Origin of the sequence: Duganella sp. HH101, from assembly GCF_001758795.1 — a bacterium.
In the GTDB taxonomy this organism is placed as follows: Bacteria; Pseudomonadota; Gammaproteobacteria; order Burkholderiales; family Burkholderiaceae_D; genus Rugamonas; species Rugamonas rivuli.
The window spans coordinates 1-17,115 of sequence record NZ_LRON01000044.1 but is presented as its reverse complement, the minus strand read 5'-3'; the positions used below and the strand labels follow the sequence as shown (position 1 = coordinate 17,115).

The window sequence follows — 17,115 nt, the reverse complement described above, 5'->3', positions numbered from 1 at the left end:
GGCGACCACCTGGTTGGTGGACAGCGCGGCGATGCCGGCGGTGGACAGCGCGGCGACCGAGGCGGTGGCCAGGGTGTTGACCTGGGTGGTGGTCAGCGCGGCGACCTGCGCCGAGCCCAGCACGGCGATGGCGGCGGTCTTGATGGCCGACAGGTCGGCCGTTTCCAGCGCGGCGATGGCGTTGGTCGACAGCGCGGCCACCTGCGCGGTGCTCAGCGCGGCCGCTTCGCCGGTGGTCAGGGCCACCACCTGGTTGGTGGTCAGCGCCTTGACCTGGTTGACGCTCAGGGCGGCGATGGCGTCCGAGCGCAGCGCGGCGAAGTCGGCGGTCTCCAGCGCGGCGATGGCGTTGGTGCTCAGCGCCGCCACTTGCGCGGTGCTCAGCACGCTGGCCTGGGTGGTGGTCAGCGCGACGATCTGCGCGGTGGTCAGGCCGGCGACGGCGGCGGTGGTCAGCGCGGCGATCTGGTTGGTCGACAGCACGCCCACCTGGTCGGAGGTCAGGCCGGCCAGCTGGCTGCTGCGCAGCGCGGCGATGTCGTTGGTCGACAGGCCGGCCAGGTCGGCGGTCTGGATCGCGCCGATGGCGTTGGACGACAGCGCGGCCACTTGCGCGGTGCCCAGGCTGTTGATCTGGGCCGAGTTCAGCGCGGCCACCTGGTTGGTGGACAGCACGGCGATGCCGGCGGTGGAAAGCGCGGCGATGGCGGCGGTGCCCAGGCTGCTCACCTGGCCGGTGGTCAACGCGACGACCTGGGCGGTGCCCAGCGCGGCGATGGCGGCGGTCTTGATCGCGGCCAGGTCGGCCGTTTCCAGCGCGGCGATGGCGTTGCTGGTCAGCGCCGCCACTTGCGCGGTGCCCAGCGCGGCCGCTTCATTGGTGGTCAGGGCAACGATCTGGTTGGTGCTCAGGGCCTTGACCTGGTTGGCGCTCAGCGCGGCGATGGCGTTGGTCGACAGCGCGGCGAAGTCGGCGGTCTCCAGCGCGGCGATGCCGTTGCTGGTCAGGCCGGCCGCCTGCGCGGCGCTCAGTACGCTGGCCTGGGTGGTGCTCAGGGCGACGATCTGGTTGGTCGACAGCGCGGCGACCTGGGCGCTGCTCAGCGCGGCGAACTGGGCGGTCGACAGCGCGCCCACCTGGTCGGTGGTCAGGCCGGACAGCTGGGCGGTGCGCAGCGCGGCGATGGCGTTGCTCGACAGGCCGGCCAGGTCGGCGGTCTCGATGGCGCCGACGCTGTTGGCGCTGAGCGCGGCGATTTGCGCGGTGCTCATGCTGGCGACCTGGGCCGAAGTGAGGGCGACCACCTGGTTGGTCGACAGCGCGGCGATGCCGGCGGTGGACAGCGCGGCGACCGAGGCGGTGGCCAGGGTGTTGACCTGGGTGGTGGTCAGCGCGGCGACCTGGGCCGAACCCAGCGCGGCGATGGCGGCGGTCTTGATCGCCGACAGGTCGGCCGTTTCCAGCGCGGCGATGGCGTTGGAGGACAGCGCGGCAACCTGCGCGGTGCTCAGCGCGGCCGCTTCGCCGGTGGTCAGGGCCACGACCTGGTTGGTGGTCAGCGCCTTGACCTGGTTGACGGTCAGGGCGGCGATGGCGTCCGAACGCAGCGCGGCGAAGTCGGCCGTCTCCAGCGCGGCGATGGCGTTGGTCGACAGGCCGGCCACTTGCGCGGTGCTCAGCACGCTGGCCTGGCTGGTGGTCAGCGCGACGATCTGGTTGGTGGTCAGGCCGGCGACGGCGGCCGTGCCCAGCGCGGCGATCTGGTTGGTCGACAGCGCGCCCACCTGGTCGGTGGTCAGGCCGGCCAGCTGGCTGCTGCGCAGCGCGGCGACGCTGGCGGTCGACAGGCCGGCCAGGTCGGCGGTCTCGATGGCGCCGATGGCTTTCGAGGACAGCGCGGCCACCTGGCCGGTGCTCAGCGCGCCGATCTGGGCCGACGTCAGCGCGACGACTTGCTCGGTGTCCAGCGCGGCGATGCCGGCGGTGGAGAGCGCGGCGACGGCGGCGGTCGACAGCGAGTTGACCTGGCCGGTGGTCAGCGCGGCGACCTGGGCCGAACCGAGCGCGGCGATCGCGGCGGTCTTGAGCGCGGCCAGGTCGGCCGTCTCCAGCGCGGCGATGGCGTTGGTCGACAGCGAGGCCACCTGGGCGGTGCTCAGCGAGGCCGCTTCATTGGTGGTCAGCGCGACGACCTGGTTGGTGGTCAGGGCCTTGACCTGGGCCGTGCTCAGCGCGGCGACCGCGCTGGTCGACAGCGCGGCGAAGTCGGCGGTCTCCAGCGCGGCGATGGCGTTGGTCGACAGGCCGGCCACCTGGGTGGTGCTCAGCACGCTGGCCTGGGCGGTGGTCAGGGCGACGATCTGGTTGGTGGTCAGGCCGGCGATGGCGGCGCTGCTCAGGGCCGACACCTGGTTGGTCGACAGCGCGCCCACCTGGTCGGTGCTCAGGCCGACCAGCTGCGCGCTGCGCAGCGCGGCGATGCTGTTGGTCGACAGGCCGGCCAGGTCGGCGGTCTGGATCGCGCCGATGGCCTTGCTGCTCAGGGCGGCCACTTGCGCGGTGCCCAGGCTGCTCAGCTGGGCCGAGGTCAGCGCCACCACCTGGTCGGTGGACAGCACGGCGATGCCGGCGGTGGACAGCGCGGCGACGGCGGCCGTGGCCAGCGAGTTCAGCTGGCCGGTGGTCAGCGCCGCCACCTGCGCGGTGGTCAGCGCGGCGATGGCGGCGGTCTTGATCGCCGACAGGTCGGCCGTTTCCAGCGCGGCCACGGCGGCGGTGCTCAGCGCGGCGACCTGGATGGCGCTCAGCGCGGCCGCTTCATTGGTGGTCAGCGCGACGATCTGGTCGCTGCCCAGGGCCTTGACCTGGGCCGAGCTCAGCGCGGCGATGGCGTTGGTCGACAGCGCGGCGACATCGGCGGTCTCCAGCGCGGCGACGGCGTTGGTCGACAGCGCGGCCACTTGCGCGGTGCCCAGCACGCTGGCCTGGGCGGTGGTCAGGGCGACGATCTGGTTGGTGGACAGGGCGCCGACGCCGGCCGCGCTCAGCGCGGCGATCTGGTTGGTCGACAGCGCGGCCACCTGGCCGGTCGACAGGCCGACCAGCTGGGCGGTGCGCAGCGCGGCGATGTCGTTGGTCGACAGCGCGGCGAGGTCGGCGGTCTCGATGGCGCCCAGCGCCTTGCTGGTCAGCGCGGCCACCTGGGCCGTGCTCAGGGCGGCGATGGCCGACGACGTCAGTGCGACGGCCTGGTCGGTGCTGAGCGCGGCGATGCCGGCGGTGCTCAGCGCGGCGACGGCGCCGGTCGACAGCGAATTGATCTGGCTGGTGCTTAGCGCGGCCACCTGGGCCGTGCTCAGCAGGGCGATGGACGCGGTCTTGATCGCGGCCAGGTCGGCCGTTTCCAGCGCGCCGATGGCGTTGGTGCTCAGCGCGGCGACCTGGGTCGAGGTCAGCTGGGCGGCCTGGTTGCTGGTCAGCGCGACGACCTGGTTGGTGGTCAGCGCCTTGACCTGGTTGGCGCTGATGCCGCCGATGGCCGAGGTCGACAGCGCGGCGATGTCATTGGTCGACAGCAGGGCGAAGCTGGCGGTCTGCAGCGCGCCGATCTGGCTGGAGGTCAGCACGCTCATCTGCAGCGTGGTCAGGTAGGCGGCCTGGGTGGTGGTGATGCCGCCGGCCAGCTGGGCGGTGGTGAACACCGGGATTTGCGAGGTCGTGAACGCGCCCAACTGGTCCGAATTGAACGCCGCGATGTCGGCCGTCGCCAGGGTCAGGATCTGGGACGTGCTGAGGGTGGCAAGTTGTTCGGTGGTAAAGGTGGTCACGAAACTCATACTATTTCTCCTGGAGGTACTACGCTGTCAGCTCGAAAAGCAAGCCGGACAGTCAGCTTGTGCCTGACATCCGACCCCTGTAATGGATAATGTTACTATTTTAAAAACTTTTTAATGATGCCGCCGGGAAAAATCCGGCTTGTACTGTACATAACGACGGAATTTTGAATTTCATTAAGTAAACTTTTTTCCCACCATCAAGTTTTGCCGCGGCGGCTGGGAAAAGGGGCTTGAACGGAATTTCAGAAGGGCGATTATATCGCACTAAATTTCCCAAAAGAATTTTTTTCGGCGCTGTCGCGGCCGCGCAACCTGTCCGGAAAGGAATATTTATCTTATAAAAAAGTTGTTTTTATGGGTAGGCGATGGGCCAACACGGCTGGCAAAAATGTATCCGCACGGATATTTTGCACCGGCTGTGTTACCGGCGGATGACCGCTGCGTGCCGCGCTCCCGCCTGCCCCACGCACCGGCGGCGACGCGCCGCCGAGCCGAACCAGGCGGTGTTCGCCGCGCTCAGGTCCGCGGCGCGCGCCAGCGCCAGGCCAGCACGGCGGCGGTGGCGGCCAGCAGCGCCAGCGCCACCAGGTTGAGCACCACCACGCCGCTGTGGAAGCGCAGCACCAGGCCGATGCTGACGCCGGCCTTGACCGCGAACTGCCAGCCGCCGGCCAAGGGGTAGACGCTGACCAGCTGCAGCGCGTAATACAGCGCGCCGCCCCACAGGCCCAGCTTCCAGCGCTTGAGCGACAGCACGGCCGACAGGAAGCCCAGCATGGCGGCGCTGTACAGCAGCGGCAGCGCGTCGGCCGGCTGCCGCTCGCCCAGCAGGCCCAGGCTCACGCCCAGCGCCAGCGCGCTGTTGAGCAGCAGCACCCGCGCCACCCATTTCTCGAATTCCTGCATCATCTGTATGGCCCGCTTGTTTGACGGCGCCGCGGCGTCAGCCGAAGCGCTGCTGGTAGGCGCTGGGCACCACGCCCAGCTGCGCGGAAAACGCGCGCCGCAGATTGTACTCGTTGCCGAAGCCGCTCTGGCTGGCGGCCCGCTTGACGCTCATGCCGGGCCGCTCCAGCAGCCCGCAGGCCGCCTCCATGCGCAGCCGCAGCAGCAGCTGCGCCGGCGACACGCCCGCCTCCTGCTGCAGCCGCCGGTGCAAGGTGCGCACCGACACGGCGAACGCCGCCGCCATTTGGCCGACGTCGATCTGCCGCTTCAGGCGCGGCCGCAGCCAGTCGGTCAGCTGGCCGTGCAAGCCTTGCGGATCGGCCTGGGCCAGCAGTTCGGAGCTGAACTGGCGCTGGCCGCCGGGGCGCTTGAAGAACACCACCAGCCGTTTGGCCGTGTCGAGCGCGGCGCCGCGCCCCTGGTCTTCCTCGACCAGGCTCAATGCCAGGTCCATGCCGGCGGCGATGCCGGCCGACGTGTAGTAAGCGCCATCCTTGACGTAGATCGCGTCGTCGAGCACCCGCAGTTCCGGGTGCTGCGCCCGCAGCGCCGCCGCATCCATCCAGTGCGTGACCACGCTGCGCCCGCGCAGCAGGCCGGCGCGCGCCAGCACGAACGCGCCGGTGCACACCGAGCAGCAGCGGCGCAGGCCTTGGCCGCCGGCGGCGCCAGGGGCGCTCCGGGCGCCATCGCCGCCGGCCATGCCGGCGGCGGCGCGCTGCACCCAGCGCACCATGGCCGGGTCCAGCGCCGGGCTGTCGCCGCCGCCCAGGCCGCGGCCGCCGGCGACGATCAGCGTCGCCCCGGCCAGCGCGCGGCCGGGGCGCGGCAGCGGCTCGGTCATCACGCCGACGCCGGCGCTCGACGCCACCAGGCCGCCGCCGGGCGCGGTCATGCGGATGCGGTAGGGCTCGGGCAGGCCGGCGTCGCGCGCCTCGTCGTTGGCGGTGGCGAACACCTGCGCCGGGCCGGTGGCGTCCAGCAGCACGAAGCCGGGGTAGACCAGCAGCCAGATGTCGATGGGTTTCATGTGGCAGATATTCAACCATGAATGTCATTTGTGTCAACCGCCGCGCGGGCATGATGGACGCTTCTATTCAAGGGAGCCACCATGACACGCACCATCGGCATCTATGTCTTCGACGACGTTGAAGTGCTCGACTTCGCCGGACCCTACGAAGTGTTCACCTGCGCCACGCGGGTGGCGGCCAGGCTGGCGCCGGGCGCGGCGGCGCCGTTCCGCGTGCGCACCATCGGCCAGCGGGGCGCCATGCTGCGCGCGCGCGCCGGCCTGAGCGTGTTCCCGGAAGCGGACTTCGGCAACGCCGGCCCGCTCGACGTGCTGATCGTGCCGGGCGGCGTGGTCGCGGCCGAACAGGACAAGCAGGAAGTGATACGCTGGATCGCCGCCACCGCGCCCGCCTGCGAGCTGGTGGCGTCGGTGTGCACCGGCGCCTTCCTGCTGGCGCAGGCCGGGCTGCTGGACGGGCAGGAAGCGACCACCCACTGGGAAGACATCGCCGACCTGCGCGCCGCCTTCCCGCGCGTGACGGTGGCCGGCGAACGGCGCTGGATAGACAACGGCCGCATCGTCACCAGCGGCGGCATCTCGGCCGGCATGGACATGTCGCTGCACCTGGTCGAGCGCCTGGCCGGCCGCGAGCTGGCCGCCCGCACCGCGCTGCAGATGGAATACGACTGGAACGAAGCCTGACGTCCCGGGCCGGCGGCTGGCCTAGCCGCGCGCCACGAACACCAGCAGCAGCCAGCCGCAGATGAGCACCGCCGGCACGCCGTTGAGGAACAGGCCCAGCCAGCCGTACCAGGAGCGCCAGCGCGCCAGGATCAGCCCCATGACGGCGGTGACGAAGCCGATCAGCGTGCCGAGCACCAGCACGATCATGGCGTTGCCCAGGCAGGTGAAGCCGAAGTCGCCGCACTGCGACGGCCCGCCCGACCAGCTGCCCGACATCGCCAGCGCCGCCAGCACGAAGGTGGCGAGCGCGATCGCGATGCTGATCACGTCCAGGTCGGCCTTGGATTTTTTCATAGCTTGTTCAGCTGCTCTTTGGCGTAGCCGGCGTTGGCGTGGTTGGGCGCCAGCGCCAGGAAGCTGGCGTAGGCTTGCCTGGCCTTCTCGCGCTCGCCCAGATGCAGGCGGGCGTCGCCCAGGTTCAGGTAGGCGATCGCGCGCGAGGTGTCGATCTGCAACGTGTTCTCGAACCAGCGCGCCGCCTCGGCGTACTTCTCCTGCTTGTAATAGACGAAGCCCAGGTTGTTGGCCGCCAGGCCGAAATCGGGACGGTACTTCAACGCTTCGGTGAACGCCGCCTCCGCCTGCGCGTACTGCTTCTCCTTGTACAGTTGCAAGCCCTTGTCGTTGGCGCGCTGCGCCAGCTGGCGGCTCGACGCGTCCACCGGCTTGGGCGCGGCGATCTTCTGCTCCTCGCCCTGCAAATTCTTGACCACCACCGTGTTGCCGTCGGCCTTCTGGTCGCGGCCCTTGTCGAGCTTGCTGTTCAGGGCGATCGCGTCCGCCGACAGCTGCGCCGACTGCGCGCTGAGGAACTCGGCCTCGGCCGGCAGCTGGAACACGAACTCGCCGCCCTCCGATCCCGGCAGGCTGCCGAACGCCGGCGTCTGCTGCGACACGCTGGCCACGGCCGGCGCCACATAGGCGGCCAGCTCGGTGGCGGTGATCAGGCCGTCGCCGTTGAGGTCGGCCTTGCCGTTCAAGGCTTGCAGCAGCGTCCAGGTGAACACCGAGTGGCCGTTCGGGCCGCCGTCGGCCACCATCTGGTCGGCGCCGCCGGCGGTCAGCATCTGCCGCCCCAGGCGGCGCGCGTTGTCGCGCAGGAAGGCGCTGTTGCCGCCGCCGCGCGTCAGGCCCAGGCCGCTGTAGCAGGCGTCCATGACGAACAGCACATGCTTGGCGTTCAGGCTTTCGGCGATGTTCTGCAAGTCCGTCATCGGGATGGCGTCGAAGCTGACCTGCTGCGGGTCGGAGTCGACCGGGATGATGTAGCCGAGGTTGCGGCCGGAGCTGAGCTGGCGCGTGGCGCCGTGGCCGGCGAAGAACACGAAGATGCGGTCGTCCTTCTTCAGCTGGGCATCGGCCAGCTTGTCGTGGAACAGCGCCAGGATGTTGTTGCGCGTGGCCTCGCCGTTCGACAGCGTGAACACCCGCTCGCCGGCGAAGCCGAAGCGGTTGACCAGCGTGTCGCGGATCGCCTTCGCGTCCTGCACCGCGTATTGCAGCTTGGGCCACTTCTGGTAATCGTTGATGCCGATGACCACCGCGTAGCTGTTGGCGTAGCCGGTGCTGACGGCGATCTTTTCCGGCTCCGGCTTGGCGCCGCGCGCCACCTTGAACTCGTGGCCGTCCCAGGCGGCGAAGCTGTAGCCGTCGGCGATCAGCTTGTCGAGCACCATCGGCAGCGCCTTGACGCTGCGCTCGTGGATGTCGTGGAACAGGATGATGCCGCGCTGCTCCTTGCTCAAGGTGGTCAGCACGCGGTTGGCGATCGAGCTCGGCACCGGGTCGGCCCAGTCCAGCGAATCGATATTCCACATCACCGAGCGCAGGCCCAGCTTGGACAGGATGCCCAGCCCCTCGGCGTTGTGGGCGCCGTAGGGGAAGCGGAACAGGTCGGAGCGGCGCGCGTCGGTGGCCTTCAACAGCTGGTCGGCGTTGGCGATCTCGCCGTACAGCTGATCGCCCTTCTGCTTGGACAGCAGCGCGTGGCTGAAGCTGTGGTTGCCCACGGTGTGGCCGGCGTCGATCAGGCGCCGGCTCTCGGCGGCGTTGCTGTTCAGGGTTTGCCTGCCCTGGGCGTCGAGCTTGCCCAGGTTCTGGCCGACCTGGAAGAACACGCCCGGCACGTTGTACTGCTTGAGGATGGCGGCCACCTCCTCGGTGTAGCTCTTGTGCGGGCCGTCGTCGAAGGTCAGCACCACGGTCTTGGGCGGCAGCGCGTTGCCGAAGATTTCCTTGGCCTGCCCCTGCTGCCCCTCCTGCTCCGCCGACTTCGGCTGCTCCGGATACGGCACGATGACGCCGTAGTCCTTCATGATCTGCTCGCGGCCGTACAGCTTGCGCAGGTGCTTGACGTAGTCGTCCCAGCGCTCGCGCTTGGGCGCGATGGCGCGCGTGTCGAAGCGCGAGAAGATGTCGTTGATCTCCTTGTCGTACTGCTTTTCGATATCCTCCAGCGCCGCCAGGTCTTCGCTGACGCGCTTGTGCAGCTTGATCGCGGGCAGCGTCTGGTCGGCGGCCGCCAGCTTTTGCAGCGACAGCAGCACTTCGCGGAAGGCCAGGCGGTCGGCGTCGTACAGATCGGCGGCCGATTCGATGTACGACAGCAGGCCATCGTCGGCGGCGTCGCGCTGCGACGGCGGCAGCGCCTGGGTTTGCGCCAGCATGGCTTGCACCTTGCCCAGGCGCGCCAGGTTTTCGTGGAACAGCGACTGCCCGACCTGGCCGGCGGCCTTGCGGTCGGATTCGGACAGCGTCTTCTCGTCGGCCAGCAGCACGATGATCTTGCGGTAGGCGGCCAGCATGGCGTGCAGCTCCGGCATCAGTTCGGGCGTGGCGCCGGCCGCCGTTGCTGCGGCGGGCGCGGCGGCCGGCTGCTTGCCGCGCAGCGCCACGAAGGCGCCCGCGCCGGCCACGGCCGCCACCACGGCGGCGATGGCCAACTGCTTGGAATATTTCATGTGCGTGTGTCTATAAAAAACGGATCCCGCATTCTATGACACTTTTGCCAAGGTTTGTAACCGACTGTCAGGCCTCGGGCGCTATCCAGACCAGGTTCCACAGGTGGCCGTCCAGGTCTTCGAAGCCCTGGTCGTACATGAAGCCATGGTCTTCGGGCGGGTGCGGGATGCGCGCGCCGGCGGCGCTGGCCTTGGCGATCAGGCTGTCCAGTTCCTCCCGGCTCTCGCAGCTCAGGCAGATGATCACCTCGTTGCCCTCGGTCGCCCGGATGACCGGCTTGTCGATGAAGGAGGCGAAGAAGGCTTCGGTCATCAGCATGGCGTGGATATGGCCATCCACGATGTTCATATACGCCGCGCCCTCGCCGCTGTATTGGGCATTGAAGCTGAAACCGAGCGCGGCAAAAAAGGCCTTGGATTTGTCCAGGTCCTGCACCGGCAGGTTGAAGATGATTTGTTTGTTCATGACATCGCCTCGCTAAAAGATTATTGGGGGGACTCCATGCTGACGACGAACGATGACACAGGAATTCGACATGCGCTCGAAAATTCTCTACGGCCGGCATCGGCGCGCCAGCTTCCAGCTCGCTTCACCGGGAAATCTCAGCCAGACGTTGTGCCAGGCATTGCGCGTGCCGCAGCCGCGCGCATTGGCCAGCCGCGATGGCGTGGTCGGCGCTCCGTCGCACAAGATGGCTTCGTCTTGTACTTTGGCGTAGCTGCTTCTACCGCCGAAGGTGGCGCGCAGTTCGGTGCCGTTGGGCAGGAAAAGCTGCTTCCATTGATAGCCTTTGCTGACGTCTGGCGGCAGGTTTGGTGTCGGCTCGGGCTGGGCGGGTTCGTCGGCTTCGTCGGCTTCGCCGTCCAGCTCGCTCGGTGCGGCGGCGGTGTTGCGGATCCAATTGCGGATCAGCTCGCTGAGCGCGGCCTCCGTCTTCGGGCCATACCAGCCTTCGCCCGTATGCTCCGTCAGCGCGTGAAAGACATCGTCTGGCAGGTGGAGGGGTATGGGGTAGCTCATTTTTTTCTCCCACTCTAAAAGCTCTAAATCGTATAGATCGCTCTAATTCACTAGATTTCGCGCTAATTTTTCTAATTTCGGCTCTAAAAACTCTAAAAATCAGCGCTACTAGCTCTAATTCGTCTATTTTTTCTACGCGGCGCCTCATTTTTAGAGCGTTTTCTAACGATTTAGTTCAATCTCTAGTGATTTAGAGCGTTTAGAGCTTTTAGAGCCCCTGAAAAATCTGGTACCCCATACATAGCGTGAGGATTGGCGCATTTTGAGCCCGCGTTGAAATGATATGCTCTACGGCAATTAAGCAACTTTCAAGATTGTGCCGCCGACACCATGCGCCTCCCGACTTACGCCCTAGCGGCGAGCCTCATCCTTGCCGGCGCCCATGCCTGCGCCGCCGACATCAGCCTGGTGGGCGTGATCCGCGACCGCGCGCTGCTGACGGTGGACGGCGGCGAACCCACGGTCTACGCAGTCGGCAGCAGCATCGCGCCGGGCTATCGGCTGCTGGCTATCAATAGCGACGGCGCCACCATCGCCGACCATGGCAAGCCGGTGACGATCGCCGTGGGCCGCTATCCGGCGCCGAACGGAGTGAGCCAGACGTTGGTATTGCACGCCGATGCCGTCGGCCAGTTCTACACCAATGGCAGCATCAACGGCATGAGCGCGCGGATGCTGGTCGACACCGGCGCCACCACCATCGCCATGCCGGCGGCGGACGCCACGCGCTTCGGCATCGACTACCGCAAAGGCCGGCCCGGCAGCGCCTCGACGGCCAATGGCGTCACCAGCGTCTTTGTGGTGCACGTGGAGCGGATGCGCATCGGCGAATTAGAGCTGCGCAATCTCGAAGCCACCGTCCACGAAAGCGGCCTGCCCATCATCCTACTAGGCAGCAATTTCCTGAACCGCTTCAGCATGCGGCGCGAGCGGCAGGAAATGATCTTGACGCCGAGGTAAAAACGCCGCCAGCGTCGCTCATTTACATCAAATTTTTTTACGTCAGTGACCATGAGTTTCTCAAAAATACCTTGTCTCCTCTTCGTTATGGCCGCAATCGTGTGTGGAAACGCAGCAGCGATGATCATGACGCCCCCTGTGGTGGAAGCATGTCTGCAATTCCAAGACAAATCGAGTGACCTTGAGGAGGGCAGCGCCGCCATTTTGGAGAACTTCCTGATTTTTTCGTTCAGTGGCAAGTATCTCAAGCCGACGCTAAGAGAACTTAGCATCGTGGTTAACGGCAACCGGGAAGTCACTGAAAATCAAATGGGCGTTAAACAGGCGAGGGAACTTCTAAGCCGCAGACAAAGTAAGCTTACCGAACTTGCATTGAATCATGCGAACAGTGGCCTTCTGCATATGTCATCGGAATTCTACATGTCGCGCAATGATGCGTTAATGCGGGACATCAGCGCTCCGCCCACTTCACCAAAATCGTGTGATGCCAAGGTATGGGGATATTTTGAACAACAAGATGGCAATGAGAAATTTTGCTCGTCACACTATGCGTGTAACCTGACTTGCACTGCGCTCTCATGCTCAACTCCCCGGCATGCTGCCGGGGATGGCCGATGAATCCACGCCAGTCCCAGACCAGCTGACGAAAAGAGGCAAACGATTTAGTCTGTTTCCCGTTTACCCCTCCAGGCCTTAGGCCGTTTCAGGCCGCCCGCGCAAGTACACCAGCCGGTACAGCAGCGGCAGCACCAGCAGCGTCAGCGCGGTGGACGACAGGATGCCGCCGATGACCACCGTCGCCAGCGGACGCTGGACTTCGGCGCCGGTGCCGGTGGCGATCGCCATCGGGATGAAGCCCAGCGACGCCACCAGCGCCGTCATCAGCACCGGCCGCAGGCGGCCCAGCGAACCTTCGCGTATCGCCTGCTCCACCGAGCGCCCCTCGTCGCGCAGGCTGCGGATGAAGGAGATCAGCACCAGCCCGTTCAACACCGCCACGCCCGACAAGGCGATGAAGCCGACCGCCGCCGAAATCGACAGCGGTATGCCGCGCAAGGCCAGCGCCGCGATGCCGCCGGTCAGCGCGAACGGTATGCCGCTGAACACCAGCAAGCCATCCTTCAGATTGCCGAACATCGCGAACAGCAGCACGATCACCAGCAGCAGCGCCACCGGCACCACGATCTGCAAGCGCCGCGACGCCGACTGCAACTGCTCGAACTGCCCGCCCCAGCTTGTCCAGTAGCCGGCCGGTATCGCCACCTGCCGCAAACCCTGCTCCGCCTCCGCCACGAAGGAGCCGATGTCGCGCCCGCGCACATTGGCGCTGACCACCACCCGCCGCTTGCCGTTCTCGCGGCTGATCTGGTTCGGTCCCGGCGCGATGCTGAAGGTCGCCACCTCGCCCAGCGGGATGAAGTTGGCCGCGCCAGCACCGCCCGCGCGCGGCAGCGGCACCGGCAGGCGCCGCATCACATCGAGGTCGCTGCGCAGCGCATCGGGCAGCCGCACCACGATGCCGAAGCGGCGGTCGCCTTCGAACATGGTGCCGGCCTCCCTGCCGCCGATGGCGGTGGCGATGGTCTCCTGCACGTCGCCCACATTCAGGCCGTAGCGCGCGGTCTTGCCGCGGTCTATCTCCACGGTCAGCACCGGCAGGCCGCTGGTCTGCTCGATCTTGACTTCGGCCGCGCCGTCCACCTTGCCCAGCGCGGCGGCGATGCGCCCGGCCGTCTCGTTCAGCACCGCCATGTCGTCGCCGAACAGCTTGACGGCGACGTCGCTGCGCACGCCCGAGATCAGCTCGTTGAAGCGCAGCTGGATCGGTTGCGAAAACTCGAAGGCATTGCCCGGCAGGCGTTCGGCCGCCGCCTGGATCGCCGCCCGCAGCTGGTCGCGGGTCTTCTTCGGCGCCGGCCACTGTGACTCCGGCTTGAGCATGATGTAGCCGTCCGAGACATTGGGCGGCATCGGGTCCGAGGCGATTTCCGCCGTGCCGGTGCGGGCGAAGATGCGCTCGATCTCGGGGAACTGCCTCGTCAGCGCCAGCTCCACCTGCTGCTGCATCGCGACCGACTGCGTCAGGCTGGTGCCGGGAATGCGCAGCGCCTGGATGGCGATGTCGCCCTCGTTCAGGCTGGGCACGAACTCGCTGCCCAGCCGCGTGGCCAGCAGCACCGACAGCGCCACCGCGATGCCGGCGAAGGCCAGCACCACCGGCGTATTGGCCAGCACGCGCTCCAGCAGCGCCGCATACCAGCGGCCGATGCGGCGCTGCTCCTTTTCCACCACATGGTCGCCGATGAACAGCGCCACGGCGGCCGGGATGAAGGTGATCGACAACAGCATCGCCCCCGCCAGCGCCATCACCACCGTCAGCGCCATCGGATGGAACATGCGGCCCTCGACGCCGGTCAGCGCGAAGATCGGCAGGTAGACCACCATGATGATCAGTTGCCCGAACAGCAGCGGCCTGCGGGCTTCGCGCGCGGCGGCAAACACTTCCTCGTAGCGCTCGGCGCGCGTCAGCACGCGGCCGTGGCGGGCCTGCGCGTGCGCCAAGCGCCGCACGCAGTTCTCGACGATGACCACGGCGCCGTCGACGATGATGCCGAAGTCCAGCGCGCCCAGGCTGAGCAGGTTGGCGCTGACCTTGTACGCCACCATGCCGGTGAAGGTGAACAGCATCGCCAGCGGGATCACCATGGCGGTGATCAGCGCCGCGCGCAGATTGCCGAGGAACAGGAACAGCACCACGATCACCAGCACCGCGCCCTCCAGCAGATTCTTCTTGACGGTGGCGATGGCCTTGTCGACCAGCGTGGTGCGATCGTACACGGTGACGGCCTGCACGCCGGCCGGCAGGCTGCGGTTGATGTCGACCATCTTGCGGTCGACCGCCTGCGACACCGCGCGGCTGTTCTGGCCGATCAGCATGAACACCGTGCCCAGCACCACCTCGCGGCCATTCTCGGTGGCGGCGCCGGTGCGCAGCTCGCGGCCGACGCCCACTTCGGCGACGTCGCGCACCCGCACCGGCACGCCGTCCACGTTGCTGAGGATGACGTTGCGGAGATCGTCGAGCGACTGCACCTGCCCCGGCGCGCGCACCAGCAGCTGCTCGCCGCGCTGCTCGATGTAGCCGGCGCTGGCGTTGCCGTTGTTGCGCTCGAGCGCCGTCACCACGTCCTGCAAGGTCAGGCCGTAGGAGGCCAGGCGCTGCGGATTGGGCGCCACCTGGTATTCCTTGGCGTAGCCGCCGATGGCGTTGATCTCCGTCACGCCGGGCACGTTGCGCAGCTGCGGCTTGATGATCCAGTCCTCGATCTCGCGCAGGTCGGTCGGCGTGTAGGGCGTGCCGTCGGCCTTCTTCGCGCCAGGCTTGGCCTCCACCGTCCACAGGTAGATTTCCCCCAGCCCGGTCGACACCGGCCCCATGGCCGGCGCGACGCCGGCCGGCAGCTGCGCGCGCGCCTCCTGTATCCGCTCGCTGACCAGCTGGCGGGCGAAGAAGATGTCGGTGCCGTCCTTGAAGATGACGGTGATCTGCGACAGCCCGTAGCGCGACAGCGAGCGGGTCTGCTCGAGCCCGGGCAGGCCGGACATCAGCGTCTCGATCGGGAAGGTGACGCGCTGCTCGGTCTCCAGCGGCGAGTAGCCGGGCGCCGCGGTGTTGATCTGCACCTGCACATTGGTGATGTCGGGCACGGCGTCGATCGGCAGCTTCTGGTAGTTGTAGACGCCGAGGGCGGCCATGGCGGCCACCAGCAGCAGCACCAGCCAGCGCTGGGCGATGGCCTGTCGGATGATGCGTTCAAACATGGTATCCCCCGTCTCAGTGCGCATGCTCGGCGCCGTCCTTGCCCAGTTCCGCCTTGAGCACGAAGCTGCCGGCCGCCGCGTACTGCGCGCCGGCCGCCAGGCCCTGGACGATCTCGGTCAGGCGGCCGTCGCTGCGGCCGGCTACCACCGGCTGGGCGCGGAAGCCGCCCGCCACCTTGACGAACACCACCGGCTTGTCGTCCACCGTCTGGATGGCGTCGGCCGCCACCGCCACCGCCGCCGCGGCGCGGCCGGACAGCACGTCGACGCTGACGAACAGGCCGGGGCGCCAGGCGCGCTCGGGATTGGCCAGCGCCACGCGGGCCTTGGCGGTGCGGGTCTGCTCGCCGAGCAGCGAGCCGACGTAGGTGATCTTGCCGCTGGCCTGGGCGTCGAAGGCGGAGGCCTTGACCACCACCGTCTCGCCCACGCGCACCAGCGCCAGATCCTTGGGCGGCACGGCGATTTCGGCCCAGACGTTGGACAGGTCGGAGATGGTGAAGACGGCGGCGTCTTCCTTGACCGCCTCGCCCAGCGCCAGGTGCTTCTCCATCACCACGCCGTCGAACGGCGCCCGCAGTTCCAGGCGGTTGAGCTGCGCGCCCGCCGCCGATCCGGCGCCCGCGCCGGCGTTGGCCCCCGCGCCCACGCCGGCGCCGATGGCGCTGAGCTTCTGGCGCGCGTTGCGCACCGCGATCTCGGCTTCGCTCAGGGCTTGCCTGGCTTGCAGGTAGTCCTGTTCGGCGGAGATCTTGTCCTGCCACAGCCGGTGTTCGCGCTCGTAGGTGGTGCTGGCCAGCGCCAGCCGGCGCTCGGCCGACAGCAGCTCGCTGCGCTGCTCGGACAGGCCGCTGCTGGCGATCACCGCCAGCACCTGTCCCTGCCTGACGTTCTGCCCCAGCTCCGCCAGCACGCTGGTGACGACGCCGGCCAGCTTGGGCACGACGTGGGCGGTGCGGTCTTCATTGAAGCGGATCTCGTCCCAGGCGAGCGCGTGATGGCGACGCCGATGTCGGCCGGCGCGGCCACGGCCAGCGTCACGCCGGCGGCCTTGATCTGGGCGTCGTCCAGCACGACCTGTTCGGGCCGGGCCGCGCGGTGTTCGCCGTGCTCCGCCTCCGCCGCAGCCGGCGCGGAAGCGGAAGCGGGAGCGGGAGCGGGAGCGGCCGCGCGCCTGGGCAGCAGCATCCACGCGCCAGCAGCAGTCCGATGAGCGCCATGACGGCGATGATGATTTTCTGTTGCTTATTCATGCGTAGCTCCGAGTAGGCGGTCGATGGCGGCCAGCGCGCGGTGCGCGTCCGCCAGGGCGTTCAGATAAAGGGTTTGGGCCTGCAGCAGGGTGCGCTGGGCGTCGAGCACGTCGAGGAAGCCGAACTTGCCGTAATCGAAGCCGGTGCTGGCGGCGTCGTAGGCGCTTTGCGCGCCGGGCAGGATGTCCACGCGCAGGGCTTGCGCCTGCTGGCGCGCCAGTTCGAAATCGGCGCCGGCCTGGGCCAGGTCGGACTCCAGCCGCAGCGTGGCGGCGGCCAGCTCGTCGCGCGCCTTGTCGACGCGACGCGCCGCTTCCAGCACGCCGCCCTGGTTGCGGTCGAACAGCGGCAGGGGCAGCGACAGGCCGAACACCGCCTGCGTGCGCCCCAGCTCCTCCGAGCGCTTGCCGCCGACATGGAAGCTGACGTCCGGCGTGCGCTGGCTCAGCTCCAGCTGCGCCAACGCCTGGCGCCGCGCCAGCTCCGCGCGCGCCTGCGCCAGCGCCGGCGCCTGCTGCAGGCGGCCGAACGGGGCCGCGACGGCGCGGCGGCGGAGCC

At 68.0% G+C, this 17,115-nt stretch carries 12 protein-coding genes and 1 pseudogene; 3 read left to right on the top strand and 10 right to left on the bottom strand.

What is annotated here, in order from left to right; translation table 11 throughout:
* From DUGA2_RS31710 to DUGA2_RS31700, 3 genes are all read right to left on the bottom strand, one after another.
* A partial coding sequence (locus DUGA2_RS31710) for a beta strand repeat-containing protein (protein ID WP_373994868.1) occupies positions 1-3,837 on the bottom strand: 3,837 nt, incomplete at its 3' end.
* Positions 3,838-4,353: 516 nt separating this feature from the next.
* Complete coding sequence (locus tag DUGA2_RS31705) at positions 4,354-4,746, bottom strand: hypothetical protein (protein WP_070273260.1); 393 nt, start codon at positions 4,744-4,746, stop codon at positions 4,354-4,356.
* Positions 4,747-4,780: 34 nt separating this feature from the next.
* Entirely contained in the window at positions 4,781-5,815 is a 1,035-nt protein-coding gene (locus DUGA2_RS31700; protein WP_070273259.1) for a GlxA family transcriptional regulator, read from the bottom strand.
* Positions 5,816-5,896: 81 nt separating this feature from the next.
* Here DUGA2_RS31700 and DUGA2_RS31695 point away from each other — a divergent pair, with 81 nt between their 5' ends.
* Entirely contained in the window at positions 5,897-6,499 is a 603-nt protein-coding gene (locus tag DUGA2_RS31695; protein WP_070273258.1) for a DJ-1/PfpI family protein, read from the top strand.
* Between the two features lie 21 nt (positions 6,500-6,520).
* Here DUGA2_RS31695 and DUGA2_RS31690 read toward each other — a convergent pair whose 3' ends face one another.
* The 4 genes from DUGA2_RS31690 to DUGA2_RS31675 all read right to left on the bottom strand — a co-directional run bounded on the left by DUGA2_RS31690 (position 6,521) and on the right by DUGA2_RS31675 (position 10,522).
* The gene (locus DUGA2_RS31690) at positions 6,521-6,835 is read right to left on the bottom strand and encodes a hypothetical protein (protein ID WP_070273257.1); all 315 of its coding nucleotides are present in this window, start codon (positions 6,833-6,835) and stop codon (positions 6,521-6,523) included.
* Complete coding sequence (locus DUGA2_RS31685) at positions 6,832-9,501, bottom strand: polysaccharide deacetylase family protein (RefSeq protein ID WP_070273256.1); 2,670 nt, start codon at positions 9,499-9,501, stop codon at positions 6,832-6,834. The genes DUGA2_RS31690 and DUGA2_RS31685 overlap by 4 nt, the downstream gene beginning before the upstream one ends.
* A 67-nt stretch (positions 9,502-9,568) precedes the next feature.
* Complete coding sequence (locus DUGA2_RS31680; RefSeq protein ID WP_070273255.1) at positions 9,569-9,967, bottom strand: VOC family protein; 399 nt, start codon at positions 9,965-9,967, stop codon at positions 9,569-9,571.
* A gap of 87 nt (positions 9,968-10,054) precedes the next feature.
* Positions 10,055-10,522: a hypothetical protein gene (locus DUGA2_RS31675; RefSeq protein ID WP_070273254.1), complete on the bottom strand. Its 468-nt coding sequence runs from the start codon at positions 10,520-10,522 to the stop codon at positions 10,055-10,057.
* 330 nt (positions 10,523-10,852) lie between these two features.
* Here DUGA2_RS31675 and DUGA2_RS31670 point away from each other — a divergent pair, with 330 nt between their 5' ends.
* Together DUGA2_RS31670 and DUGA2_RS33895 are read left to right on the top strand one after the other, a co-directional pair.
* Positions 10,853-11,482, top strand: coding sequence for a TIGR02281 family clan AA aspartic protease (locus DUGA2_RS31670; protein ID WP_070273253.1), 630 nt, complete (start codon positions 10,853-10,855; stop codon positions 11,480-11,482).
* 120 nt (positions 11,483-11,602) lie between these two features.
* Entirely contained in the window at positions 11,603-12,100 is a 498-nt protein-coding gene (locus DUGA2_RS33895) for a hypothetical protein (protein WP_141753442.1), read from the top strand.
* A 75-nt stretch (positions 12,101-12,175) separates the two neighbouring features.
* On the opposite strand, the gene DUGA2_RS31665 is transcribed toward DUGA2_RS33895, so the two are convergent.
* The 3 genes and pseudogenes from DUGA2_RS31665 to DUGA2_RS31655 all read right to left on the bottom strand — a co-directional run.
* Positions 12,176-15,304, bottom strand: a complete 3,129-nt coding sequence (locus tag DUGA2_RS31665) for a CusA/CzcA family heavy metal efflux RND transporter (protein ID WP_070273252.1) — start codon at positions 15,302-15,304, stop codon at positions 12,176-12,178.
* Positions 15,305-15,317: 13 nt separating this feature from the next.
* Positions 15,318-16,557 (bottom strand): annotated as a pseudogene (locus DUGA2_RS31660) (efflux RND transporter periplasmic adaptor subunit).
* Positions 16,550-17,115, bottom strand: a 566-nt coding sequence (locus tag DUGA2_RS31655; protein WP_141753441.1) for a TolC family protein, incomplete at its 5' end; no start/stop codon positions are given. The gene DUGA2_RS31655 and the pseudogene DUGA2_RS31660, both read right to left, overlap by 8 nt.

What these genes read in the sequence shown, in the direction of transcription:
- DUGA2_RS31680 (WP_070273255.1), bottom strand. Translation starts at nt 9,967, where the DNA reads ATGAACAAACAAATCATCTTCAACCTGCCGGTGCAGGACCTGGACAAA.
- DUGA2_RS31690 (WP_070273257.1), bottom strand. Translation starts at nt 6,835, where the DNA reads ATGAAAAAATCCAAGGCCGACCTGGACGTGATCAGCATCGCGATCGCG.
- DUGA2_RS31695 (WP_070273258.1), top strand. Translation starts at nt 5,897, where the DNA reads ATGACACGCACCATCGGCATCTATGTCTTCGACGACGTTGAAGTGCTC.
- DUGA2_RS31665 (WP_070273252.1), bottom strand. Translation starts at nt 15,304, where the DNA reads ATGTTTGAACGCATCATCCGACAGGCCATCGCCCAGCGCTGGCTGGTG.
- DUGA2_RS31705 (WP_070273260.1), bottom strand. Translation starts at nt 4,746, where the DNA reads ATGATGCAGGAATTCGAGAAATGGGTGGCGCGGGTGCTGCTGCTCAAC.
- DUGA2_RS31675 (WP_070273254.1), bottom strand. Translation starts at nt 10,522, where the DNA reads ATGAGCTACCCCATACCCCTCCACCTGCCAGACGATGTCTTTCACGCG.
- DUGA2_RS31700 (WP_070273259.1), bottom strand. Translation starts at nt 5,815, where the DNA reads ATGAAACCCATCGACATCTGGCTGCTGGTCTACCCCGGCTTCGTGCTG.
- DUGA2_RS33895 (WP_141753442.1), top strand. Translation starts at nt 11,603, where the DNA reads ATGATCATGACGCCCCCTGTGGTGGAAGCATGTCTGCAATTCCAAGAC.
- DUGA2_RS31670 (WP_070273253.1), top strand. Translation starts at nt 10,853, where the DNA reads ATGCGCCTCCCGACTTACGCCCTAGCGGCGAGCCTCATCCTTGCCGGC.
- DUGA2_RS31685 (WP_070273256.1), bottom strand. Translation starts at nt 9,501, where the DNA reads ATGAAATATTCCAAGCAGTTGGCCATCGCCGCCGTGGTGGCGGCCGTG.